This is a genomic window from Vibrio sp. SCSIO 43086, assembly GCF_051132235.1.
In the GTDB taxonomy this organism is placed as follows: Bacteria; Pseudomonadota; Gammaproteobacteria; order Enterobacterales; family Vibrionaceae; genus Vibrio; species Vibrio diabolicus.
Window position 1 is genome coordinate 2,117,985 of the sequence record NZ_CP072677.1, and the last position, 24,365, is coordinate 2,142,349.

24 protein-coding genes are annotated in these 24,365 nt (G+C 44.0%); 2 read left to right on the top strand and 22 right to left on the bottom strand.

The features are described from left to right. Nucleotides 1-195: 195 nt before the first annotated feature. Nucleotides 196-1,767: a BCCT family transporter gene (locus J8Z23_RS10145; protein ID WP_005394723.1), complete on the bottom strand. Its 1,572-nt coding sequence runs from the start codon at nt 1,765-1,767 to the stop codon at nt 196-198. Between the two features lie 387 nt (nt 1,768-2,154). On the opposite strand from J8Z23_RS10145, the gene J8Z23_RS10150 reads away from it, so the two are divergent. Then, nucleotides 2,155-2,631 (top strand): MarR family winged helix-turn-helix transcriptional regulator, encoded by a 477-nt coding sequence (locus tag J8Z23_RS10150; protein ID WP_031780419.1) that lies wholly within the window; start codon nt 2,155-2,157, stop codon nt 2,629-2,631. Between the two features lie 40 nt (nt 2,632-2,671). Here the strand turns inward: J8Z23_RS10150 and J8Z23_RS10155 are convergent, their stop codons facing one another. The 6 genes from J8Z23_RS10155 to J8Z23_RS10180 all read right to left on the bottom strand — a co-directional run bounded on the left by J8Z23_RS10155 (nt 2,672) and on the right by J8Z23_RS10180 (nt 8,674). Continuing rightward, nucleotides 2,672-3,310, bottom strand: coding sequence for a response regulator (locus J8Z23_RS10155; RefSeq protein ID WP_005394727.1), 639 nt, complete (start codon nt 3,308-3,310; stop codon nt 2,672-2,674). Further along, the gene (locus tag J8Z23_RS10160) at nt 3,303-4,658 is read right to left on the bottom strand and encodes a cache domain-containing protein (RefSeq protein WP_005394729.1); all 1,356 of its coding nucleotides are present in this window, start codon (nt 4,656-4,658) and stop codon (nt 3,303-3,305) included. The genes J8Z23_RS10155 and J8Z23_RS10160 overlap by 8 nt, the downstream gene beginning before the upstream one ends. A gap of 151 nt (nt 4,659-4,809) precedes the next feature. Then, a complete protein-coding gene (locus J8Z23_RS10165; RefSeq protein ID WP_005394731.1) occupies nt 4,810-6,096 on the bottom strand; it encodes a TRAP transporter large permease in 1,287 nt (428 codons plus the stop codon). 12 nt (nt 6,097-6,108) lie between these two features. Next, nucleotides 6,109-6,648: a TRAP transporter small permease subunit gene (locus J8Z23_RS10170; protein WP_012841642.1), complete on the bottom strand. Its 540-nt coding sequence runs from the start codon at nt 6,646-6,648 to the stop codon at nt 6,109-6,111. Between the two features lie 115 nt (nt 6,649-6,763). Further along, nucleotides 6,764-7,855, bottom strand: a complete 1,092-nt coding sequence (locus J8Z23_RS10175; RefSeq protein ID WP_005394734.1) for a TRAP transporter substrate-binding protein — start codon at nt 7,853-7,855, stop codon at nt 6,764-6,766. Nucleotides 7,856-8,269: 414 nt separating this feature from the next. Beyond that, on the bottom strand, nt 8,270-8,674 hold the full coding sequence (locus tag J8Z23_RS10180) for a hypothetical protein (protein ID WP_005394736.1): 405 nt from the start codon (nt 8,672-8,674) through the stop codon (nt 8,270-8,272). Nucleotides 8,675-8,946: 272 nt separating this feature from the next. On the opposite strand from J8Z23_RS10180, the gene J8Z23_RS10185 reads away from it, so the two are divergent. After that, nucleotides 8,947-9,612 (top strand): DUF2982 domain-containing protein, encoded by a 666-nt coding sequence (locus tag J8Z23_RS10185; protein ID WP_048625698.1) that lies wholly within the window; start codon nt 8,947-8,949, stop codon nt 9,610-9,612. An 18-nt stretch (nt 9,613-9,630) separates the two neighbouring features. Here J8Z23_RS10185 and J8Z23_RS10190 read toward each other — a convergent pair whose 3' ends face one another. From J8Z23_RS10190 to nrfB, 15 genes are all read right to left on the bottom strand, one after another. Next, a complete protein-coding gene (locus J8Z23_RS10190; RefSeq protein ID WP_258647446.1) occupies nt 9,631-10,287 on the bottom strand; it encodes an MBL fold metallo-hydrolase in 657 nt (218 codons plus the stop codon). Nucleotides 10,288-10,372: 85 nt separating this feature from the next. Then, complete coding sequence (locus J8Z23_RS10195; protein ID WP_048625700.1) at nt 10,373-10,921, bottom strand: DUF882 domain-containing protein; 549 nt, start codon at nt 10,919-10,921, stop codon at nt 10,373-10,375. 166 nt (nt 10,922-11,087) lie between these two features. After that, nucleotides 11,088-12,629, bottom strand: coding sequence for a L,D-transpeptidase family protein (locus J8Z23_RS10200; RefSeq protein WP_065646586.1), 1,542 nt, complete (start codon nt 12,627-12,629; stop codon nt 11,088-11,090). A 141-nt stretch (nt 12,630-12,770) separates the two neighbouring features. Beyond that, nucleotides 12,771-13,853, bottom strand: a complete 1,083-nt coding sequence (locus J8Z23_RS10205) for a DUF1513 domain-containing protein (protein WP_301659635.1) — start codon at nt 13,851-13,853, stop codon at nt 12,771-12,773. Further along, nucleotides 13,834-14,871: an imelysin family protein gene (locus J8Z23_RS10210; protein WP_301659636.1), complete on the bottom strand. Its 1,038-nt coding sequence runs from the start codon at nt 14,869-14,871 to the stop codon at nt 13,834-13,836. The genes J8Z23_RS10205 and J8Z23_RS10210 overlap by 20 nt, the downstream gene beginning before the upstream one ends. A 10-nt stretch (nt 14,872-14,881) precedes the next feature. Further along, a complete protein-coding gene (locus tag J8Z23_RS10215) occupies nt 14,882-16,264 on the bottom strand; it encodes a di-heme oxidoredictase family protein (RefSeq protein WP_434633370.1) in 1,383 nt (460 codons plus the stop codon). 97 nt (nt 16,265-16,361) lie between these two features. Then, on the bottom strand, nt 16,362-17,624 hold the full coding sequence (locus J8Z23_RS10220; protein ID WP_047009973.1) for an imelysin family protein: 1,263 nt from the start codon (nt 17,622-17,624) through the stop codon (nt 16,362-16,364). A gap of 176 nt (nt 17,625-17,800) precedes the next feature. Beyond that, nucleotides 17,801-18,457, bottom strand: a complete 657-nt coding sequence (locus J8Z23_RS10225; protein WP_005394759.1) for a GTP cyclohydrolase II — start codon at nt 18,455-18,457, stop codon at nt 17,801-17,803. A 216-nt stretch (nt 18,458-18,673) separates the two neighbouring features. Continuing rightward, nucleotides 18,674-18,850 carry a hypothetical protein gene (locus J8Z23_RS10230; protein ID WP_005394761.1) on the bottom strand — a complete coding sequence of 59 codons (177 nt, stop codon included), beginning with the start codon at nt 18,848-18,850 and terminating at the stop codon, nt 18,674-18,676. Nucleotides 18,851-18,996: 146 nt separating this feature from the next. Further along, nucleotides 18,997-19,407, bottom strand: a complete 411-nt coding sequence (gene nrfF / locus J8Z23_RS10235; RefSeq protein ID WP_005394762.1) for a heme lyase NrfEFG subunit NrfF — start codon at nt 19,405-19,407, stop codon at nt 18,997-18,999. Next, complete coding sequence (locus tag J8Z23_RS10240) at nt 19,394-19,927, bottom strand: DsbE family thiol:disulfide interchange protein (protein WP_041852916.1); 534 nt, start codon at nt 19,925-19,927, stop codon at nt 19,394-19,396. The genes nrfF and J8Z23_RS10240 overlap by 14 nt, the downstream gene beginning before the upstream one ends. Next, nucleotides 19,905-21,809, bottom strand: coding sequence for a heme lyase CcmF/NrfE family subunit (locus J8Z23_RS10245; protein WP_434633374.1), 1,905 nt, complete (start codon nt 21,807-21,809; stop codon nt 19,905-19,907). The genes J8Z23_RS10240 and J8Z23_RS10245 overlap by 23 nt, the downstream gene beginning before the upstream one ends. Nucleotides 21,810-21,818: 9 nt before the next feature. After that, complete coding sequence (gene nrfD, locus J8Z23_RS10250; protein ID WP_434633376.1) at nt 21,819-22,790, bottom strand: cytochrome c nitrite reductase subunit NrfD; 972 nt, start codon at nt 22,788-22,790, stop codon at nt 21,819-21,821. Continuing rightward, nucleotides 22,787-23,473 (bottom strand): cytochrome c nitrite reductase Fe-S protein, encoded by a 687-nt coding sequence (gene nrfC / locus J8Z23_RS10255; RefSeq protein ID WP_012841634.1) that lies wholly within the window; start codon nt 23,471-23,473, stop codon nt 22,787-22,789. Before nrfC ends, nrfD begins: the two co-directional genes overlap by 4 nt. 1 nt (nt 23,474) lies before the next feature. Beyond that, nucleotides 23,475-24,077 carry a cytochrome c nitrite reductase pentaheme subunit gene (gene nrfB / locus J8Z23_RS10260; RefSeq protein ID WP_012841633.1) on the bottom strand — a complete coding sequence of 201 codons (603 nt, stop codon included), beginning with the start codon at nt 24,075-24,077 and terminating at the stop codon, nt 23,475-23,477. Nucleotides 24,078-24,365: the final 288 nt, after the last annotated feature.

The following is a 24,365-nucleotide window of genomic DNA, read 5'->3' on the forward strand; positions in this document are numbered from 1 at the left end:
GTGTGAATATTACACACTTTTTCACGACTATTCACTAATTTTTAAAAAACAAAATAGCACATTAACTCTTTGTAAAATATGAACTTTCATGTGTCATTTTTTTGTCTCACCGTCATAAAAACCGCACAAAAAAAGCCAGCAAAATGCTGGCCTTTTGATTACTTGTTACTCAGACAGATTTATAAAATGCCTGAGTTATTGACGTTCTGTTCTCATACCCATCAATAAGCTCACACACATTGCAAGCAGAATGAAGGTAAACGGTAGTGCTGTAGAAATTGCACCTGCCTGAAGCGCTTGAACTGCTTCTGAGCCACCAATCCACAGTAGGGCAACCGCAATTGCACCTTCCATAAATGCCCAGAAAACACGTTGAAGTACAGGAGCGTCGACTTTACCGCCCGCTGTGATGCTGTCGATAACAAGTGAACCAGAGTCAGAAGACGTGATGAAGAACACAAGTACCAACACAACAGCAATGATTGAAAGCATGCTACCAAATGGAAGAACATCGAACATTTGGAACATAGCAAGTGAAACGTCAGTCAAACCATTCGTGCCCAACTCACCTACTTTATCAACAACTTGCTCGATCGCTAGACCACCAAATACTGACATCCAAACAACAGTAACAGCGGTTGGAACCAATAGAACGGCTGTAATGAATTCACGAACGGTACGACCGCGAGAAACACGCGCAATGAACATACCTACGAATGGTGACCATGAAATCCACCAAGCCCAGTAGAATACTGTCCAGCCTTGGAACCATGCCTCATCTGTACGACCAAACGGGTTACTTAGCGGAATAATATTCTCTACGTATGCCATAAGTGTGGTTGGAATCGAGCCTAAACTCGCCGCCCAACCGATAAGACCAACAAGAATCAGTAGCAAGAACGCCACAACCATGTTGATGTTACTAATGACTTTAACGCCACCATCAATACCACGTACGACTGAAACAACAGCAAGCAAAGTTACAACGGTAATGACGACGATTTGTAGGCCAAGGCCTGGCTCAACACCAAATACGTGATGAATACCACTTGCCGCTTGTTGTGCACCTAAGCCCAGTGACGTTGCAAGACCAAACAAGGTCGCAAGAACGGCCAAGATATCCACGATATGACCAGCCCAGCCCCACGCGCGATCACCCAGAAGCGGGTAGAAGATCGAGCGCATAGACAGCGGTAATCCTTTGTTGTAGGCAAAGAATGCTAAAGAAAGTGCTACAACACCGTAAATTGCCCATGGGTGAAGACCCCAATGGAACATCGTCGCACCCAGTGCCAATCTCGCTGCTTCTGGTGTATTTGCTTCAACACCGAGTGGCGTTTCATACCAACCAGTGAAGTAAGCGACAGGTTCTGCGACACTCCAGAACATTAAACCGATACCCATACCAGCCGCAAATAGCATTGCAAGCCATGACATGAACGAGTAATCGGCAACAGCGTCTTTACCACCGAGGCGGATTTTACCCATTGGCGAAACGATAAGTGCCAAACAGAAAATAACGAAAATATTACCTGCAATAATGAACAACCAATCGAATGAACCAATGATCTTCCATTTCAGCCCATCAAGTGCCGTCTTTGCGGTATGTGCATCTAGAACTAATGCAGCGACAAGAAACAGCGCAATTAAACCTGCACTAATACCAAAAACTGGGTTATGAACATCAAAACCCCATTTTTGAACGTTGTCTTGACCTACCGTATAGTCGGTACTATCGATACTGTACTTATCTATACCCTTTGTCATCGTTCCTCTCTATTTTTGTACTGTTTTTACGTACCAAACAAAAAAATCTTTCGAACACGATACGTTTTACATTCCGTGAAGGCGCAAGATCCTATCATTTGACACGTTTTTGTCTATCTTTTTGCTATGAAAAAATCCAATAACTTACTTTTCACTCAGCAATTTCCGCCTTTAAAAGGATAAACCACTAGCGCAATAGTTAGACCACAAACATTTATTGCTATAATAATTTTAGGTCTTCTTATTTTGTCTACACGACGCGACAAAATGAAATTGGAGACACTACTTAAAATTGTAGTGGTAATTTTTGATTCCACCCCTTTAAATAAGGGCGCATTTAAGTTAGTGTCGCCTCGATAAATGTTCCCTACAGACTGGATGAATAAATTGGAAAAGTACGAAGAAGTATTGGTCTCGATTCGTCAGATCATCCGCGCTATTGATTTACATTCTAAAAAGCTGAGCAAAGAGTCTGGATTGACCGCTCCACAGTTGATTTTGATGCGTGCTATCAATGAGTTAGATAACGTAACGATTAAACAGTTGTCTAGCCACACTAACATGAGCCAAGCGACCGCAACGACCATTCTAGATAGACTAGAACGAGGCCAGTTTGTTGAGCGTCAACGCAGTGTTCAAGACAAGCGTAAAGTGCATGCTGTACTTACGAGCAAAGGCCAAGAAGCCCTAAAGCAAGCACCAACGCCATTGCAGGAACACTTCATTAATCGATTCCAAAAATTGGAAGAATGGGAGCAGTCTCTGCTGCTATCTTCCGTTCAACGCATCTCAACAATGATGAATGCAGAGGATATCGATGTCGCTCCAATGCTAGAGCTTGGCAGCATTACAAAAGTCGATTAATTTCGCTCTCACGTGCTCGCTTTTTGCGGGCACTACTCTCCTACTCCGTTAACCCTGTTTCAAACGCATATTTCGCTAGCTCCGCCGTCGAATGTAAATCCAACTTGTGCTTAATGTTGTGGCGATGCGTCTCTACCGTTCGGTAGCTAATGTTAAGTAGTGTGGCGATTTTCTTACTGCTGTTTCCTTGAGCGACTAATTTAAGCACCGCTTCTTCCCTGCGGCTAAGTGGATTCGTTTTTTGAGTGGCTGGCACCACCTCTTGGGTAAAAAGCGTTTGTGTGACAGACTCACAGAAATACGTTGAACCTTGATTCACCGTTTTTATTGCTTGCACCATTTTCTCGGCCGAGATTTCCTTGAGCATGTACCCTACTGCGCCAGCTTGCATGACCTTCATGATGTATTCACGGTTATCGTGCATGGTCAGCATAAGTATTTTGCTTTCTGGTCGCTCTTCTTTAATTACCCCTGTCGCTTCAATACCGTTCATTATCGGCATGCTAATGTCCATCAAGATGACATCAGGCTGAAGGTGCTTTGCGACTTCAATCGCTTCCAGCCCATTGCTTGCTGTACCGACCACTTCAATATCAGGCTCTAACTCCAAGCGAGCCATGAAGCCATCTAAGACCACTTGATGATCATCCACAATCACCACACTAATCGGTTTATCCATAAACTAATTCATCCAAATTAAGCAGCACGGTAATCTCTGTTCCTAAACCAAGCTCACTCATCAGTTCAAACTCACCACCAATGAACTCTACACGCTCTTGCATGTTCCTTAACCCAATCCCTTGTTGGTGCACTGCTTGGTTAACCACAAAGCCAACACCGTCGTCACGTATGAGTAATTGCAGCATATTGCCCATTTTTTGCAAAGTAACCGTCACTTTTTTCGCTCTTGCGTGTTTTTCGATATTGTTCAAAGACTCTTGAGCAACACGATACAAGGTCGTCGCGACTTCCGACGTCAGTTTGTACTGCTGAGTATCAAAATTACTCTCGATATCAATCCCAGAGTGAGAGTGAAAGTCTTGCAGTAAAGTGGTCAGTGCCGCCTCTAAGCCGATATCATCAAGGGCGCTAGGGCGAAGTTGATGAGAAATATGCCTTACTTCATTTATCGCGGTGACTAATGAGCGTTGCGATTTATCTAAGTGGGATTTGAGTTTTTCGTCTTCCAGTCTATGACTCATTAAATCCAAATGACATTTACTAGAAACTAACAACTGGTTGATTCCATCATGCAACTCTCTCGCTAGATGCTTTTTCTCATCCTCTTGAAACATGACGGTTTTATGTGCCAACTCTTTAAGGTTTTTATCGGCAAGACGGTGTTCATGCAGATTGATCGCTAAAGTGAGAACGATAATTACAGCAACGGTCACCGCTAAGATCACGACGACCGAGAAAAAAGTCGTTTCGATATTTTTGTTCACCGCAGCACGCATATTGGCAACTTCTTGGCTGACGTCCTCAATATAGAGCCCTGTCCCTATCATCCATTCCCACTTATCGAGCCATGCGGCGTAGCTAAGCTTTGGGACGACTTCACCCGTAGATGGCTTTTGCCACAGGTACTGATGAAATCCTCCACCTGATTGAGCTTGATACAACAAAGCTTCAATTAGACGATCGCCATTTTCGTCTTCAAGATAGAGTAAGTTTTCCCCTACTAGCTCTGGAAGAACAGGATGTACAAGGTTGGTGCCGTATTTATCGTAAGCAAAAAAGTAGCCGTCTGCTCCGTAGCTTAAACGGTTTAGAATCGCTTTCACGCGTGTTTTAGCAACGCTCTCTTCTAAGGTTGGATCGTTGTAGATATAAGAAATGGAGTCAAAGGCGACGTCGACCGTGTCTTTGAGCGCCGCCTCTTTTGATTGGATCAGGTTTTGATGAAAGATCTCTACCTCCCTTTTGCCAAGAGTCTTGGTTTGATAGATAGAAATCCAACTGATACTCGCTGACACCAATACCACGGGTATCAATGTCAGCAGAATTAACTTTGCTTTGAGAGGCATCCCTTTCCTCCATGAAACGCTGCTTTACAGCTCACTATCTTAGCAGCACAAATAACTCGACTTCGTCCGCCTAGACATAAATAGCAGCTTAACAACTTGTCTCAAAAGGTAAAAACTCTCAGTTCACAAAATCTCTTTTATTATCGAGTGATCAACTCATGCCATAAAAGCCTGGGAAAAACAGTAAAGAAGCCAACACGACAATTTGAATCGCGATAAACGGCATCACACCTTTGTAAATATCTCGCGTAGTGACACCTGCTGGTGCGACGCCTTTTAGATAGAACAAACTAAAACCAAATGGCGGTGTTAGGAATGATGTCTGTAAGTTCATTGCGATAAGAATCGCAAACCACGTCATATTGATGCCCATCAACTCAGCGACCGGCGCAATAATTGGCACGATGATAAAGCAGATTTCAACGAAGTCGATAAAGAAGCCTAAAATCAGAATCACCACCATGGTAATGATGAGGAAGCCCCACTTTTCACCCGGCAGTTCTAACATCCACTCTTCGACTAGATAATCACCGCCAGTGTAGGTAAATGCCATTGAAAAGGCGGTTGCCCCTAGCAAAATAGCAAAGACCATTGCGGTTACTTTAACTGTTTCTTTCGATGCATCATAAATCATCGACCAACTAAACTGCTTATACAGTAACGACAGAACTATCGCACCAGCGCCGCCCAGAGCCGCTGACTCTGTTGGCGTTGCAATCCCAGCAAAGATGGAGCCCAATACCACAATGATCAGTGCTAGTGGCGGTAAAACGGCTTTCAGCGCGGTGAACACTTCTTGCTTTCGACTAATCGACTCATCGCGCTCTATCGCCTGTGCCGCTTGAGGATTCAACTTCGCATAAATAAGAATGTAGATAACATAGGCGCCGACGAGCGTGATACCGGGCCAGATTGCAGCTTGGAATAAGTCCCCGACCGGAACACCGAGTACATCCCCTAACAAGATCAACACGATAGAAGGCGGGATAATTTGTCCCAAGGTACCAGACGCACAAATAGTCCCGCACGCCAAGCCTTTGTCGTAATTGTATTTAAGCATCACAGGGAGTGAGATCAGCCCCATCGCAACAACCGATGCGCCGACTACGCCCGTTGACGCGGCAAGTAATGCGCCAACTAATACTGTCGAAATAGCAATACCACCACGGACGCCGCCAAACAGACGTCCCATCGACTCAAGCAGTTGCTCTGCAAGCTTCGTCTTCTGAAGTACTAGTCCCATGAAGACAAACAATGGTACGGCCATTAGCACCGTATTTTCCATAATGGATTGAATACGATATGGCATGAAAGCAAACATCTCGATGCCTTCAGCCCAAACACCAAAAATCAGTGCAATACCGCCAAAAGTAAAGGCAACGGGGAATCCCAATAAAAGCGCAAAGAGCGCGACAAAAAACATCACTATACCGATCATAATGACTTCCTTTTACGACTTACCGTTATTACCGGCATAGATAAGATGAGGGTTAACAATCTTGTTGATCGAATGCAGCAGCAGTCCAATGCCACTAACTGCCATAAAGAAAAATGACAGCGGAATCATCGCTTTGATGATCCAACGATATGGCAATCCGCCTGGATCACCAGACGTCTCGCCTAGCGCGTAACTTTCTTTGGCGAAATCGATACCAAACCAAGCCACCAGTAGGCAAAAAGGGAATAAGAAAAATAGCGTGCCTATGATGTCGATGATGGATTGTGCTTTGTAAGATAAGCGTTCATAAAAAATGTCAACGCGAACATGGCCACCAGACTTAATCGCGTAAGGCACACCAAGCAGAAATACAGCGGAGAATAGATGCCATTCCATTTCTTGGAATGCAATGGATACATCGTTGAATACATATCGCATCACAACGTCGTAAACCACATTCACCAACAATAAAATAAACAGGATGCTGGACAACCATCCGAGGAAATCGCTAAAGCGGTTAAATAATCGCTCAATATAAATAAGACTTCTCATTCCGAACTCCGTGGAACGTTTGGATACGCTCCGCTATGGTGCGGAGCATTCATTATGAAGTTTTCTTGGGCTTCGTTCGCAGGCTAAACCTCTCGGCGTCGCCTGCGTCATAACGTTATTGTTGAGCTTGACTGTTTAAGTAAGCTCGGTGTGAAATGTCTGACCAAGGTCGAACTTGATTCATGTAGTTCGCTTGCGACTCTTGAATCTCTTTCGCCAAAGCATCTTTTTCTGCGTGCTCTTTCAACAAACGATCGTTTGCTTCTCGCAACGCAGCCACTACTTCAGGCGGGAAGTCTTTGACTTCAACATTTGGGTATTCAGATTTGATAGATGCCCAGTTTTTGCCACTTTCGTGTTTCGATTGTGTGTACATATCGTAAGCGGCGGTTTTCATTGCTACTTGTAAAATCGCTTTTAGATCATCAGGTAGACGGTTCCAAGTACGCTTATTAACAAGGAACTGAAGCTCAGTTGCTGGCTCATGCCAACCTGTGTAGTAGTATGGCGCGATTTTGTGGAAGCCCATGCGCAAGTCCAATGATGGACCAACCCACTCCAAGGCATCAATTGTGCGACGCTCTAGAGAGGTATATAGCTCACCAGGGGCGATATTCGTTGGTTTTGCACCTAACTCTGCCAAGATCTCACCTGCAAAACCTGGGATACGCATTTTCAAACCCTGCAAATCCTCGACGGACTTGATCTCTTTCTGGAACCACCCGCCCATCTGAGTATCGGTATTACCTCCAGGGAAAGACATCAAATTATGTGGAGAGTACACCTTCTCCATCAGCTCCATACCACCGCCGTAGTAAAACCACGCATACTGCTCAGTTGGTAACATACCGAAAGGCATAGAAGTGAAGTAAAGTGTGTTTGGAACCTTGCCCTTCCAGTAGTAAGACGCCGAGTGGCCCATGTCGTATTGGCCAGACTTAACCATATCAAACACCCCAAAAGGCGCTTTGTGCTTGTTTGCGGAATCAATACGGATTTGCAGACGCCCGTTGGACATCTCCTCTGCCATTTTTGCCATGTTTTTTGTCGCATCACCAAAAATAGGGAAGTTAGGTCCCCAAGTTTCAGCAAGCTTTAAACGATAGACTTTTTCAGCAGCATTTGCAGAAGTCACAACGAATGTCATCGCGGCAACGACAGCGGTTGTTTTGAGCACTCGTTTTAAAGATTTTTGGATTAGACTCATCGTTCACGTCCTTTATCACCAAGGTTATTGTTGTCATCCATTTCATTAGGATTGGCTGTATTCGGTATAAAAGATGTAACAATGTTGTCGAATGCGAAATGGGCATGAACACGGAAGCGAGTAATTCATCAATAAGACATTAGCCTTAGGTATTACGTATAACTACGTAGGACAGCCGTTATGCAATAAGTTTAACCATAATAAAATTAATGAGTTACTTTTCCCTTAACGATGCAAAAAGAAAAATGATACGTACGTACTTCTCTGCCAAAAAATTTACATAGTATTTAAGAAAATGTGACAAAGCACTTATTGGCAGCGTTAAAATCAATACCTAATGGATTATTTTCAATACGAAGATAAAAAAATACCCCGGCATTGGCCGAGGTATTCAATCTAGCACGGTAGCGGTAATTAAACTGCTTTGTAGATAACTTTGTTACCTGCTAACTGCTCTTTTTGAACTAGGTTTTCTTCAAGAAGCTTCTTCAGTGCGCCAGTAGCCCATGATGCCGCTTTAGTATCTTCTTGACCTGCAGCTAAACCAATGCCTTTAGGGTTGATACCTTCAGCATTTGCTACAACGATGTCTAATACTTGTTGTTGCTTAGGAGTAAGGGCAACATCAACTGTTTTCACTGCAGCTACTTTTTTCTCAGCTACTACTTTCTCCGCAACAGCTTTTTCAGCAACAGAAGGTGCTACTGCTTTTTCGGCAACAGGCTTCACTGCTTTAGGTGCTGCAGCTAAGTTTGCTACTGTCGCTTTAATGCGTTTTTGCAGTTTCATCTGCACTTTACGCTTATGAGCAAGTCTCATTGAATATTTCTCCAGTTCACTGCATCTCAGCAGGGATGAAAATTTGAAGCGCGTTTTATACCAAAATTCACAAGCAATTTGTAGGTTTTAGCGGCGAAACGCGATGAAAAATGCGCTCAAAGCATAGAACGTCTACTATTTAATCAGATATTTTATGAACGGATTTATTGAATACTGGGTATAAAAACAGAGGTTTCTTTTATTTCAAATGCAAGTCAATGCACATTTAGTCATCACGCATTTTTGATCAAGTATTCGATGAGGTTATAAGCATGGAAACGCTGCACCTAACAAATTCACATTTCAAACCCGACTCCCCTATCAACAGAATACTTTTGTTGCTCGTTGCACTGATAACCCTGTTTTTGGTTGTCATTTCTCCGGGATGGAAGCAAGCCATGTTGTCGGTCATTTTAATGTCTGCAATTGTTGGTTTCGCCATCTTGATGATCAAAAAAAGCCAAGTCACTTTTACGCTGACAGCTTCTCACTTCCAACAACATCTTTTTAAAGGCGGATGGGTCGTCCGATGGCGAAATATTGAGTCAATAGGGATTTGTAGCTACCAGCAGGAAGGGTGGCATCAGCCGCTACCTTGGATTGGTATTCGTCTAAAACACTACTCACCTTATTTGGATTCGATCTGCCCTCGTATAGCGACAGAAATTCTCCTTAGCCAACGCGCACTACTTTATTTAGGTGCGAAGCAGAATCAGTGTGAAGAAAAGTTTGAAGATATGGTGCTTGATCCTAAGCCATACATAAACAGCAACGGGGTTGAGTATAAAGGCTTGCTGGCGATGCTCGCCAACCGTATGAAATATCAAAGAGGATTTTACGGCTACGATCTGTTTATATCAGCCAGTGACCTAGATCGTGAAGCAGAGGATTTTGTGGGACTGACTCGGCGATACTTAGCTGCCGCCGAGCCAGAATAATGCTTAGTACACGCGCTTTTAGTAAAGCGGCATCTCGTCAGCAACAAACGGGTTAGTTTTACGTTCGTGACCGAAAGTCGATTGAGGGCCGTGACCAGGGACAAACGTGACATCATTGCCTAAAGGCCACAATTTCTCTTTGATAGAGCTAATCAAGGTATTGAAATCACCTTGTGGGAAGTCAGTTCGGCCAATGCTACCGTTAAACAATACGTCGCCCACAAACGCCAATCGCGCTTCTTCACTATAAAGAACAACGTGACCAGGGGTATGACCTGGTGTGTGGAATACCTTTAATACTTGATTACCAAATGTGACAGTGTCACCCTCATTTAACCATTTATGCGGTTCAAAGGCTTCAGTCAATGGGAAACCAAACATTTGGCTTTGCCCTTCTAGACCTTGTAGCCAAAAATTATCCGCTTTATGAGGACCAATGATCTCAGTACCACCAAGCATTGCAGCCAGCGGCTCTGTTCCGCCAACATGATCTAGGTGACCATGAGTTAGCACCAAGTTGACGATCTCGATACCAAGCTCTTTAATGAGCATAGCAAGTTGCTTTTCGTCACCGCCTGGGTCAATAACGATGCCTTTCATCGTTTCATCACACCACACGATAGAACAGTTTTGAGAAAAAGATGTCACTGGGACAACTTGGTATTTCAGAGCCATAGAAAACCTATTACCAAACAAATTTACGTTAAAACTGGCGCAACTATGACACTAACCCCATGCGACTTCAAGGCTTGCTATTGACTTACCAAGAACGCACAGCACCTGTATCGATATGGACAAAGTTACTACTTGGATAATACCCAACACCACCAGCTTTCAAGCTAATTGCTGCATCGCGTACAGTAGACAATTTCACTCCATCAAGACGGAAGTCTATGGCCTTACCTTCCATGTGAAGACTTTTCTTCGCCACTCCGCTAGCCCCTTTACGCAGGGACGCATTGGTCAAAGGCGAACGGTAACCAGAAATTACAATGACTTCTGCATCTGTACCGATCAGCTTTTGAATCTGGCTGATTTGATCGAACAAGCGTCGATCCATCGGATGAACTTCGTTTCGACGGTGATCACGACAAAACTCATTCAGCTTTTTTAGTTCATCATCAAGATAGCGTCTACCATCGAAATAGCATGTTTCGAGGAGCTCTCCAGTATTAAGGTTGTTCATCGCCAACTCACGTGGCTCGTCAGGGAATGAAGCCCATGAAATCGATGGCAAGGCAGATGCCAAAACCACGCCACCAGCGGTCATTTTAAGGAAATCTCGGCGGGAAAAATTACGACTTACCATTTCAAAAAACAATGCTCAACAACTAAACAAGTCGCGGACATTACCCAAACACCTTTGTCACGTCAAATTCATAAATCGCTCCACCCTAATTTTAAGATGTGGTGATTGACGCTTAATTATTGAGCAAACAGAAGATTCTTAGTTTTGTAAATTTTATTTAAAGATTTCAACTACGGTGATCGTATTTATAGATATCATCTCGGTAGTAAAGTGTTCCCTCTTCTAGCCATGCGGTTTGATAAATAATGTGCACTTGGATGCGTTCTCCTAAAGGAACCGACGTGTTAGAGCGACGCGTACTTTCCCGTTTTTTCGCTAGGCGTTCTTCTAGTCCCTGAGTTTTGAATAAGAGCTCCGCCAGCTGGTCAGCATGCTCAACGCGGACACACCCGGAACTGAATGCACGTCTATCTCGTTCGAACAAGTTTTTACTTGGCGTATCATGCAAATAGATAGCTTGGGGGTTTGGCATATTAAACTTATACAATCCCAATGCATTGTGTAAGCCAGATGCCTGTCGCATACGATAAGGAAATGTTCTCGGATTCACCGTCGCCCAATTGATGGTTGTAGGGTCAATAATTTCGTTTGACGTCCAAGACCGGATGATTTGAATGTTATGGTTAATCAAATACATCGGATTACGTTTCACTTTAGGAATGATGTCTTTCACCATTATGGTCCATGGCACATTCCATGTGGGGTTGAGAATGACGGAGTCAAGAGTTCCCGACATGATTGGTGTTTTTCTTGAGGCTCTGCCAACCACAACTTTAGACTCGAACAGCGGTTGACCATCGTGCCAATACGTTACTTCGTATCCAGGTACATTTACAAAGACAACATTATCTCTGTCTTTGGACCAAATCCTTGAACGTTCTGAGTTCAGCGCCAATAGATGCAATCGTTCTTGAGGAGAAAAGTTGATCCACCGAATGGTATTCGGGCCAATCACCCCATCCTCTTTCAAGCCATGAATACGCTGAAACTCTTTCACAGCTAACTCTAATTCTTCATCATACTGTTGGGTCGTGATATCTAAATACGATACATCCACACCAACCACTTCCATACGCTCAATCAGAAGCGGTTTATTTTCTAATTGGTCACCGACACGGGCAAGTCCCGTTTGTTCATAGATTGGATATTGATACTGAGCGTGCTCGGATAAAGAGGAGTAAGCGGAATAAAAAGCTTCGTCCGTTTGTAAAGGAGAGCGAAGGCTTGCTAAGAATTGACTAAGTTTGCCTACCGTAATTTCGTTACTCAGTACGGACAAAGTATCGATGCTAGGAGCAGGTAAAATCACGTGGGCTTTGTTAGCAAATAACCAATTGATACCTTCTTCAGGGAGCTGCTCGAGATAGCTGAGATACATCAACAGTGAATCTGTCATTACCAAATCAAAGTCGAGGTTATCTCCCTGCCATCGAACTTGGTTTATACGATGGAGTTGATTCTCGAATTCGTCCGTGACGCCAGCAAGAGCAACCAGGTTTACTTGAAAAAGAAACTGCTCAATATCGCTTTCATTTTCCCAGTTCAAACGGTAATTAGTACTTTGATAAAGCTGGTCAATCACCTCTGGATAATGGATCATTTTTTCGACAGACAGCTTTTGTACCGCTCCCTCTTGCTCTGTTTGTGCAGAAGCTTCGAGAGAAACGACGGTAGAAAAGCTGAAAAACGGCACCATAAGTGCCGTCATGATTAAAACCCTAGCAAACACTGAAACGATCCTTGCGCTACTTGCCATAATGAAAAGTATGGCAAATATCTCACAGCTTGCAGGTTTAAAATTAAGAATCTGATGTTGAAATTAACATCAAGTTTCTTTATCTATTTGGGTTCAAACAATCTTTGACCAATGGTTATCCCATTGAACACCACTAAAAGAAGCGCTTTTATGTGTCGTTGGCCTTTGCTCAACCACTTTGCCAGCACCAGAGCTGACTCGGAACTCATCGCCATAGACCACAACACCAGAGGCGTCTGGTAACGCACTTAGTTCTACCAATTTCCCTGTAGATTTAGACCATATCCCATAACAACTGCCTGGAGGAGAAGTCGCAAGGATCCATTCATCCGTCGCCGCGATACTCGCGACATAGTAATTAAATCTCGCCCACTCTTCGGGTTCCGCATGCAAAGATTGCATCACGCCTCCACGAGTGTGCATCGCAAGTAAAGCTGGGTATTCATCCGGCTCTCCACGATATTGCTGACCACACAGTACCGTCTCTGCACCATCATGCGCTAAATGACGGATGCTCAACTTATGATCTGGTAAAGAGACTTGACCCAACAGCTCACCTTCTTGTGAAAGGTAACTCAGGCTTGGTCTCATGCTATCAAGATTGAGCGGTTCACGGCCGTTGGTGTGTACGCCACCGACGCCAATCGCTAATGCGCCATCAGGCATCATGATCACTTCATGAGGGCCAAGGCCAAAACCCGTTAACTCATCGATCTTTTGATATTGCTTTTGCACATCATAAACACCGATGATCCCACGGCTTGTGCCCCTTTCTCCTTCTGTCGCAAATAGCAACGTGCCGTCACGGGAGTAAACACCATGACCATAGAAATGGCGATCCGGTTTTGCTAGCTGCAGCTTGATCATCTGCTCAGAGCGATAATCAAACACCATGAAGAAAGTTCCTGGTCGACGACCAAAGACCACAGCGTGACCTTGTGGGTTGGTCGCCACACCATGACCACGCTCAGGAATCGGCAACGAAGATAGCGGTATACCATGCTCATCGGCCACTACCGCTGCGTATTTATCTCGGCCGATGATTGAGCAGCCAATCAACGCTGGTTGACGTGAACGTGTTGAAGCACAACCAAATGGCATCATAGGTGCGGCCGCACCAAAGAGTGCGGCTTTCAGTAAGGTTCGGCGGGTTTGATCAGTCACCATCGGTTGCATTAAATCCTATAACCACGCCAAGCTCGATCGCCACTTCTTCATGGATCAAGTACTTCAATTGCTCTAGCTTGTTGTATTGAGCGAGTACCATGCGGTAGCCTTCTTTACTTTGTAAAGCCGTGAACAAACTCTTATCTTCCGGCCATGTTTCCAACGCCATTTCAAACTGGTGAACAACACGGTCTGCGAGATCTACATGGCCTTGCTCTCTTAGTAGTGCATCTAGACCATTACCGTTGGCAAGATACAGCGCTTCCATTGCTTCAAGGTTTGCTTTTAAGTTTGAAAGCGACGTCTCTGAACGCCAAGATTCAGAAAAGTAAGGACGAGGCTTACCAATCTTCGCTAATGGACGACTCAACTTCTTCATACTGTAGTCAAGCTGATTAGAAAGCAGCGAAATGTACTCGGATTTCCATTCCGTCATCTCTAACGACTTCCAGGGATTTTGTGCCCAAGAATCTGCGATGATCTGCGCTTTGTTCTCCAGGTTTTCAGCAATTGCAATACCTGTCGCACAGGTATTGCTGTTGCTAGATAAGGTCGACGCTTTATCGTAAAGCAGCCATTCTAGTGCACCTAGGCCTTGCACAGTAACACTTTGCGTGGAGATCTTTTCCGCACTCCAAACTTGGTCAGATTTCGTCAGCACAGACATTTTTCGGCCAGTGGTGTTCTTTTTATCTGGCCAAAACTGGACATTCCAACTTTGCTCCAACGCCGTAGCAGGGCCACGCTCTTGACCTTGTAATGCCATCCACGTCAGCATAGTTTGGTGCCATTGCTGTTTTACTTGCGCATCATCTTTCGTCTCTGATGTGCAGTAATCCGCGAAGCTTTGTTCAAGTTCTGTGGTTTGCGCTAAAAACGTCTGCGCAGATTGAAACTCAACTTCGTAGACCGCTTGAGAAATATGACTTGTACTCTCAGGCTTGGCAGAGCGAGAACCGACTGTCGATTGGCAACCAACCAAACTTAACGTTGCGGCAACCGCACTCACTAACAGTGTTTTTTTCATGGTTGGTTCCTTATAAAGAATTCAGAAACGCAATCAATGCATCACGTTCTTTTTTATTCAGTGCTAAGACGTTTTGTTTCGCCGTTTCCGCTTCACCGCCGTGCCACAGTACCGCTTCCATCAGATTACGGGCGCGGCCATCATGCAAGAAGTAAGTATGCCCGTTTACTTCTTCGGTATAACCAATACCCCATAGGGGTGCCGTTCGCCATTCACGGCCGTTTGCTAAGTACTCAGGACGGTTATCGGCTAAACCTTCACCCATATCATGCAGAAGCATGTCTGTATATGGATGGATAAGCTGCTCAGAAAGCGCTGGTAACTCTGGTCGCTTCGCCGTTTTGACAGTGGTCTTATGGCAGCTTTCACAGCCAGCTGCAGCAAAGATTTTCTGACCGAGTTTCACGCTAGGATCGTTCACATTTCGGCGAATAGGTACGGCTAAGTGCTGGCTGTAAAACTCAACGAAGTCGAGAATATTTTCACTCACTTCTGGTTTGCCGCCATTTGGCATGTCGTCACAAATACTTTGTTTCGAGGTACAGTTTTCATTGGGGAATAAATGGCTCGTCAGACCCACATCACCATTGAATGCTGCTGCATTTTGCTGCATTAACGTCGGTTGCCCGGCTTTCCAGCCAAAACGACCAATTGAGAAGTCGCCCTTCTCAATCTCCCAAACCTTGTTTACTTTACCTGAGATGCCGTCTTTATTTGCATCTTGTGCATCAGCCCAAGCCAGTAGCGTTTCGTCAGGAATACTCTCTAACAAACCAAGGCCGATCATTGGCGGTGCCACGCGTGCTGAAAATTCCGTATCAGGGTGCATATCGCCGTAACCTAGATCGGTAATATTCAAATGAGGTTTTCTTAGTGTCACCGTCGTACCGTCTTTAAACTTCACTGGCACATCGGTGTACGTGATTTCGATTTTTCCTTCTGGCGTTTGATCTTGCAGGGCAAAGTCTTGGAGCTGGCCGCCATAAGTCGGCTCAGGTATAACGCCGTCTCTGATGTACGCTGTTTTTTGTTCTGACGTCATCGCAGAGATGCTCAAACGCACTAACATGGACACCGCATGCAAATCATTTTGCTCTGGAGGATGACCACGACCATCTTTGATGTGGCAGTTTTGACAACCATTTGTATTGAAAAGAGGTCCCAAACCATCTCTGGCATCGGTAGACGCTGGCGCTTGTACCCAAGGGTTGCGGAAAAAACTATTGCCCACGCTAAAATCAAGACGTTTACTCATAGGAAGGTTCGCGGCAGGAAGAGAATACGCGTTGGCGCCTTCTTTTTTGACGCTCGTTTGTCCACCAGATTTCACATCATACGCGATAGCAGTAGAAGAAAAGATCACGGCCAAGGCCGAAATTAAGTAAGGCTTCATATCATTGCTCTAAAACACAACAAGAGGGGTGGGATAACAGCGAGTTAAAACGGTAAAGGGCTCAAACGAGCCCTTTCAATTATTTTTTGTACTTTGATTAAAACTCGTGGTCTGCAGTATCAGGGCTTAGGCTATCAATGCCAATGATACCCGCAGCACGTTCAATTGAACCGGTTTGAGCAACCAATGACATGATGGTGTCATTCACTAACGTGTTGCCTTGTGCATTACCCGCTGCAATTAACTGGTCGAAGTGTTGGTTGTTCTTCTCTGCAGACGTAACCAATTTACCAACTTGATTACGCGTAACATCAAACTGCTTCTGGATCTCTTTAGCTGCTTGTTTGTCTTTTTGAGCCACCAGATCAGCAATACTCGGACCAGAAAGCAATGTGCCGTCTTCACGCTTGTAAAGACCTGTGTAAACGTTATAGATGCCCTGCTCGTTGTAGTAATGAGAGTTGTGCGTATTGTCTGAGAAACAATCGTGCTCATCTTCTGTCGAGTTTGCTTCCAACGCCACCTTCATGCGCTCACCAGCAAGCTCACCTAAAGACAATGACCCCATACCGAACAACATTTTACGTAGGCCATTATCCGCAGAATCATTAAGAAGCGTTTCACGGTAGTTGCCTTTCACTTCCGCAGACCACTGTTTTTCCATCCACTCAAGATCTTGAACCAGTAGATCGGCTGCCGCTTTTAGGTACTCACCACGACGGTCACAATGACCATTCGTACACTCAGAACCGACAACGAAGTCCGTGTAAGCGCGCTGACCTGCGCCTGCGTTTGTGCCGTTTAGGTCTTGACCCCAAAGTAAGAATTCAATCGCATGGTAACCAGAGGCCACGTTTGCTTCAGAGCCACCTACTTCGTTGAGATCCGCTAGCAATTCTGGAGTAATTTTTGAAACGTCTAGTTTAGAAGCACCAATCTGTAAACTGGTGTTTGCGATGATGTTTGCAGCAGCGCCTTCGTTACCGAGTTCATATTGGTAATCTGTCGCTACGTAGTCAATTAGGCCTTCATCAAGTGGCCATGCATTTAACTGCCCTTCCCAGTCATCAACAATCGCGTTACCAAAACGGAATACTTCAGATTGTTGGTACGGAACGCGAGAGTCTAGCCACGCTTGTTTTACTTCTTCAAGCTTATCCGCTGATGGCGATTTTAGGAATTCGTCGATTTTTACGTCGAGCGTTTTCGCCGTTGTCACTGAGTCAGCAAAGACTGCATGTGCAACGTCTGCATAATGTTCAACGACTTGTTGTTTCGTTACTTGGGCAGCAACGGTAGAACCACTGGCAATGAGGAGTGATGCAGCAATAGATTGGACTAAAACTGTTTTTGCATTCATCTGAAGCATCCTTGTTGAGCAATTTATTTGTTTTATTCGTAGTGCTAATTATTCTTATTTGCACTATTAGTCACGAGATAATACAAATTTACAATTTATTTTCAACTCTAGATACAAAAAAAGCCTCATCATTGTGAGGCTTTTAACATGCAAAACTGATAATTTAATAAATAAAATCAGAATTTTAGATTGTGCTTACCATGAGAAACTTTTGCTTTTAGGTAGCTTTCATTACCATCTTTAATATGTGCAGAGGTATTGACAACCTCAACAATCTCGATGCCGTATTCTGCTAATTCACGGATTTTCTTAGGGTTGTTGGTCACAAGGCGAATTTTACTTACACCTAATGCTTCGAGCATTTGCGCTGCTTCAGTGAAATCACGAAGGTCATCATCAAAACCCAAATGGTTGTTTGCTTCATAGGTGTTCATACCTTGGCTTTGCAAACGGTACGCATCAATCTTGTTGTATAGACCAATACCACGACCTTCCTGACGTAGGTATAAAATAATACCGCCAGATTCGCCCATGCGTTGAATGGTTTCTTCTAATTGCTCGCCGCAATCACAGCGGGATGAGTGAAAAACATCACCAGTAAGACATTCTGAATGCATACGCACCAAAGGCGTTTCTTGCGTTTGATCCGCTTGCCTAAAGATAACTGCCACATGCTCTTTATCTGTCTTCAGGCCACGAAAAGACAGGATTTCAGCATCGATATTACTTTTAGCCCCGACTTTAAAATCTACTCTGGCACGTACTTCCGCCATATCTATACTCACTCGATTTATTGCTTGATGCGCTTGATGCGTTTTCGTTATTGCATTCATGGGATTCACTCATTGCTCTTCAACTATGGGGATTGATACCGCATTTTTCAATATAGAGATCACAATTGAGAGCAGTTATCCCCTAAAGACAGCCAAAGAGAACAACTCCCCGCGCTGACGAATTGTTATAGTATAACAATTTTGAAAAACTACAATAAAAAACCCCAGACAAATTTTGTCTGGGGTTGATAATGAGTTGTATGTAGGGGTGATGATTTAATGTGTTTGGCTACGTTTCCAAACCGTAAGCTCTATCCATACCGCTTCGAGTTCTTGAATTTCTTCTTCGGTTAATACGGCAAGAGACGATGTAACTTGAGGCAGTTTCGAGGTTTGCAATGCACGAATCTGCGAATAAAAGTCTTTTTTTAACTGTAATATAACTGAATCCACTGCGTGCACCTACTTAGTTCTTTTATTACTTCTCCAGCTCAAATCGTTGATTTTCTTTATACTGGAATCTTCATAAATTCGGAAAAATGATAACATTCTGTTTGTTATCTGCACGATTTATTTCCCATAGTGGAATAGTGGTCACATTATTGACGCTTTATCATTTTGATCGAAAATAGGATAAAAAAGATCAAAAGTAATAGAGGAAAGATCCACAACGCTGCTGTCGAATAATTAAATGGTGGCTGATACAAAACGATATTCCCATATCTCTGAACCAAATAATCTTTTACCTCTTGATCCGTGCTTCCTTCGTTTACCATCGAGTACACTTTCAATCTTAAATCTTTAGCGGCTTGTGCATTAGATTCAACAAGGTTTTGGTTTTGACATTGCGGGCATCGTAAAGCCTTAGCTAATGCATTTGCTCTTTGTTGCAGTTCAACGGAATGAAATTCAAACAGATCAACATGCTGCGTAATTTGCTCTGCTTTGACCCAAGAAGAACACAAAGAAAACAAAACAATAATGAAGTAAGCATATTTAAAGTGAGACATTAAAATACCCCGAAAATAACGAGTTCCATTTGTCTATTGTTAACTTACCTCTATATTTGATCAAAACATTGCCATTTTGATCAATTAAGTAAGTTTCCGGCGTTCCTATTACACCAAGTTCAACCGCCAGTTGCCCATTAGGATCGGATATAACTTCGGTATATGGATTGTGTGAAGAGCTCAAATAGCGTTTAGCCGCGCTTTCTTTATCTCGATAGTTAAGACCAACGATGGGCACACCTTGTCGAGCTAAGTTGAGCAAATCATCATGTTCTTGTTTACAAACCCCGCACCAAGACGCCCAAACATTCAATAGCACATAACCTTGATTTTCTAGTACTGCATCGGTGATTCGATTGCCTGAAATGAGTGAGTAAGCGGTAAAATCTGGGATAGATAACATACGATTTTGTTGTATTTCTACGTTTGGTCTATCGGATAATGCCATTGTCGCGGTGACAAAAAAAATCGCAACTAGCAATATGAGAACGATCAGTTTAAGCGTATTTTTCGATCTCATTACCTTTTCCCCTTAGATTCATCATACTCCCCAAAGCACTTATTACGATTAAAGCGCCACCAAACCATATCCACCATATGCCCGCGCGATATTGCACTTTAATTGCGTAGGCGCTGTTGTCGAGCTTGTCACCCAAAGTGATGTAGTAGTCTCCATGCCATAGTGATCGAATAGCGGGCTCGGTCATATTCATCACGCGTACAGGGTAATGCCGTTTCTCGGGTTGAAAGTTCAACGCCTTACCGCTCTCCAAATAAAGATCAACACTTCCCTGTTCTGCGGTGTAGTTCGGCCCAACTAACCATTCAATTCCATGATAATCAACGGTGATACCCGCTTTTTGATACGAGCTACCTGGCTCTGCCCGTAAGTTGTATTCATACGAATAGTCACTATTAAATACTGCTCCGCTTGCAGCCAACGCAAAGCCAACATGAGCAAGAAACATAGGCATTAATTTGCTCTTGTTTTCTGCACAAAACAGCAATAGCACATGAGAAACCACTACCCACGTCGCTAATACCAGAGTAATCAAAGTCGTTATATGAAGCTCTTTAGTAGCAACAACGAAAATAGCGCTAACCGCAATAACATGAATACCGACAAACCCAATAGTTTTAACGGCATGAGGATTGGCTCCTTTCGTCCACTTCAACACGGGCATAAAGGCGAGAAAGGTCAGAGCAAGTAATGTAAGGGGAAAAACGAGGCTGTTAAAGTAAGGTGCCCCAACGGATATATTACCCAAGCCAAGCAGTTGATAAAGCATTGGGTAAAAGGTACCGAGGAAAACAATCGCCATACAAACAACGAGAAGTCCAATAGCGATGTATACCATGTAGGCACGACTTATTAACGAATCGAGCGTAAAACGAGGAATATGTAGCCCTCGCACAATGAGCACACCAAAAGTGACAACCACCAAAACGCTGAGAACAGCAAGAAGTACTACACCTTTGGTTGGATCAACCGCAAACGCGTGTACTGAGGTTAATACACCTGATCTCACCACAAATGTGCCGAGAATACTCAAACTGAACGCCGCAAAAGCCAATGCGTAGGTGCTCCAAATTGCTCCTTTATTACGCTTCGACAACACACCACTATGCAGTAATGCAGTACCCATTAACCAAGGCAGCAAAGACGCGTTTTCTACCGGGTCCCAAAACCACCACCCGCCCCAACCTAATTCATTGTATGCCCACCAAGCACCGATCAAAATTCCAATTGTTAGCGTACCCCAAGCAAAGAAAGTGGCACTACGGGCAATACCATACCATTCATTTATAGGTCGTTTCGCTAATAACGCAGCTAAAGCGAACGCCAGTATCGCGGCATAACCAACGTAACCCAAATACAACAGCGGCGGATGAATAATAAGCCCGATATCTTGCAACATCGGATTGAGATCTCGTCCCTCCAACGCTAGTGTCTGAGCATACTCAAAAGGATTGGACGTGGTGAGGGTAAACCAAGCGAAAATAGCAATAAGTAAGTTCATGATCCCCAAGCAATCGCCTGTATATTGAGTGCAGACTGGCGACTTGATAGCAATAAAAGACGCCCATAAGCTCAACGTAACGACCCAAAACAACATAGACCCTTGATGGCCGCCCCAAGCAGCTGCAATCTTAAACGCGATAGGTAACTGGCTGTTCGAGTGTGTAACCACATACTCAAGCGCAAAATCATCCTGAATAAAACAGACTATCAAAAGCGCCAAACAAACTAAGGAGGCTAAGCTGATAATATGAGACGTTGCGGTTTGGTGTGGCAACACTCCCTTCTTACTCAGCGTAAAGCAAACCCAATGCAGCAGCGTCGCACATGTCGATGCGACAGCCACCAATATCAACAAAAAGAAACCGAGCTCAGCCTCCATTTTGCCTCCTTACACGATGGTCATTTGACCGGCATAGAGAATGAAAGTACGTAGCATGAGTACACCAACCAAGCTCAACGTTGTGACCACAAAAACGTAACTTCCTCTATGACGAACTTCTGAAGGCGTTAGCCAGTTTAGTGTCAACGGTGTGATCATTCCGATGAGCACCACCCCAACCCAGAACCACTGAGCCCAGAATCCACTCGAAATGGCATTCCAAGCCGCGGCTTCATTTTGCCCGCCACTAAAGATAAGCCCAGTAAAGAATGTCACTAAGACAAACAGCTCAAACAATACCACTGGGCGTTCAAATCCGTGCACCCAAGACACACTAGGGCTGCTGGTCGACTCTTTAAACACCAAGATGCCGAACATCAAACATGCTGCTGCGCCAGATGACAAACTAGAGAATAGGAATAAGATTGGCAGTACTGGATTGTTTAGCATTGGGTAAGTCTTCAATGCAGACAATAAGAAGCCGGTGTATGCCGCAAGCACGATCGCTAAAAAGCCCAAGAACAACTCAATCGCGTTGTTGGCTTTCCCTGCTTTAATCAAGATGCCATCGGCAAAATCCAACAGTTTGCTCGGTAACTTCCCTTCACAAAAGCTGATGATTTGATGGCGGAAGATAACGCCGATCCAAACAAACAGCACTAGCATGTACACTTGGAACAAGACAACGCCCATCGACATCACGGAAGTCGGGTTGTAGTAAATCATGATCTTCCAAAACTCAAGCGGTTTAGTTAAGTGGAAAATCAAAATCACTAAGCCAGAAATAATGCCAAATGGCGCGAGCCAAGCCATTGCTTTTATAATGCCATTGTTTGCGGGATCACCTTCAATCACTTTGCGTTTTAAATAGATAGAAATCATCACCGCACCTGCTGACATCCCAGCAAGGAATAAGTAAATTGCAATAATCCAATCCCAGACTAACGAGTCAAAGTGGAATGCACTTTCGAAGCCGTTCATGATGACACCTCCCCTTTGCTATGCGGAATTTTGTACAGTTTAGGCTGCGTACCTAAATGCGATTTATCGCGATAGACAACATGGCTTTCAATGGCTTTGCTCACCTCGCTAGCTGGGTCATTTAAATCACCAAAGATGAGTGCTTTTGTTGGGCAAGATTCCACGCAAGCTGGCTGCTTACCTTGCGCCAGGTTGGTATCGCGGCAGAAGTTACATTTATCCGCAGAATGATCGACTGGATTAAAGAAGCGCACTTGGTAAGGACAAGCAGCAAGGCAATAACCACATCCGACACATTTCTCTTTGTGTACATCCACAATGCCCGTCGCTTCATCTTTGTATGCTGCGCCTGTTGGGCACACATAGACACATGGTGGATTATCACAGTGCTGACAGGATTCGCGAGTAAACTGGTATTCCACATCTGGGAATTCTCCAATCGGTTCACTGCGATGAATTTTAAGTCGCGTCACGCCTTCAGGGACTTTATTTACTTCGCGACAAGCATCGGTACAAGCGGTACAGCCAATGCAGGCATTTTCATCATGAACCATACCCATGCGCTTCGCTTGTTCACTGTTGCTGGCATAAAGAGAGGAGCTAACAACGGAAGTGCCCGCAACGCCTGTAGTTAAAATCAACGCACCGCTGCTAGCTAAAAAGTTTCTTCTCGAACATTTCATGCTATCTCTCCTCTTCTTTGGCAAGTTCAGGTTCGACGGCAAATTCAGAGTGACAATCCACACACTGCTTAATCAGCTGTTTTCTGTCATAAGACAAAGCTTTGGTTTTTGCGGCATGAACATCATGACAGTTTGAACAAGTGAGATTCTTGGCGTGCACATCGTGCGTCCAATGCTTTTCTCTTAACTTAAGTGGCGCGTGACAATCCACACACTGGCTATTAGCTTTGAGAATCAAGCTTGGGTCAAGGGACACTTTGTCGTGCACCGCTTTCGATTGCGCAGCAGAAAACTTAATCACATCGGGTGCACCTTCACGGTGATCAGGGCCGATGTTGCTGTGACAGTTAGTGCAATTGAGCTGCTTACCTTGACTCAATAACGCTTGCGAATCATGCGATAGATTCAGAGTATCTTTAGCATCCTTATGACATTGAAGACATTTATAGTCTCGGTCACGGATCAACTCGACTTGATGACGCTCAGCTTGAGCACCTTCAACTGGCTCTGAAGAAGTCGCATGGGCGGCGGTGAAAAAACCATAGATGGCAAAGATGAAGAGAAATTTCAGCATTGTCTCTATGGTCAATTTTATATTGCCCATATTTTTCTTTCCTTAGCTCGATAATAATTGATAACTCTTATCAACTATTATTTGAGCAACAATTAATTTCCTCTGAAGATATTTTTACACCTTCAAATGACATCAATTCTTATTTTGGAAAGCCACAACGCTAAACCTGTATTTATAATACCTCTATAATTCCTAAGAGGTAGAATCACATGTTCAAAAAGCGACCTTAATCACCTTATTTTTAGAATGGTTATACCCATAACACGCTGTGATTAAAGGGGATTACAACATACCACTTTAGGGGTATATGAACTTAAA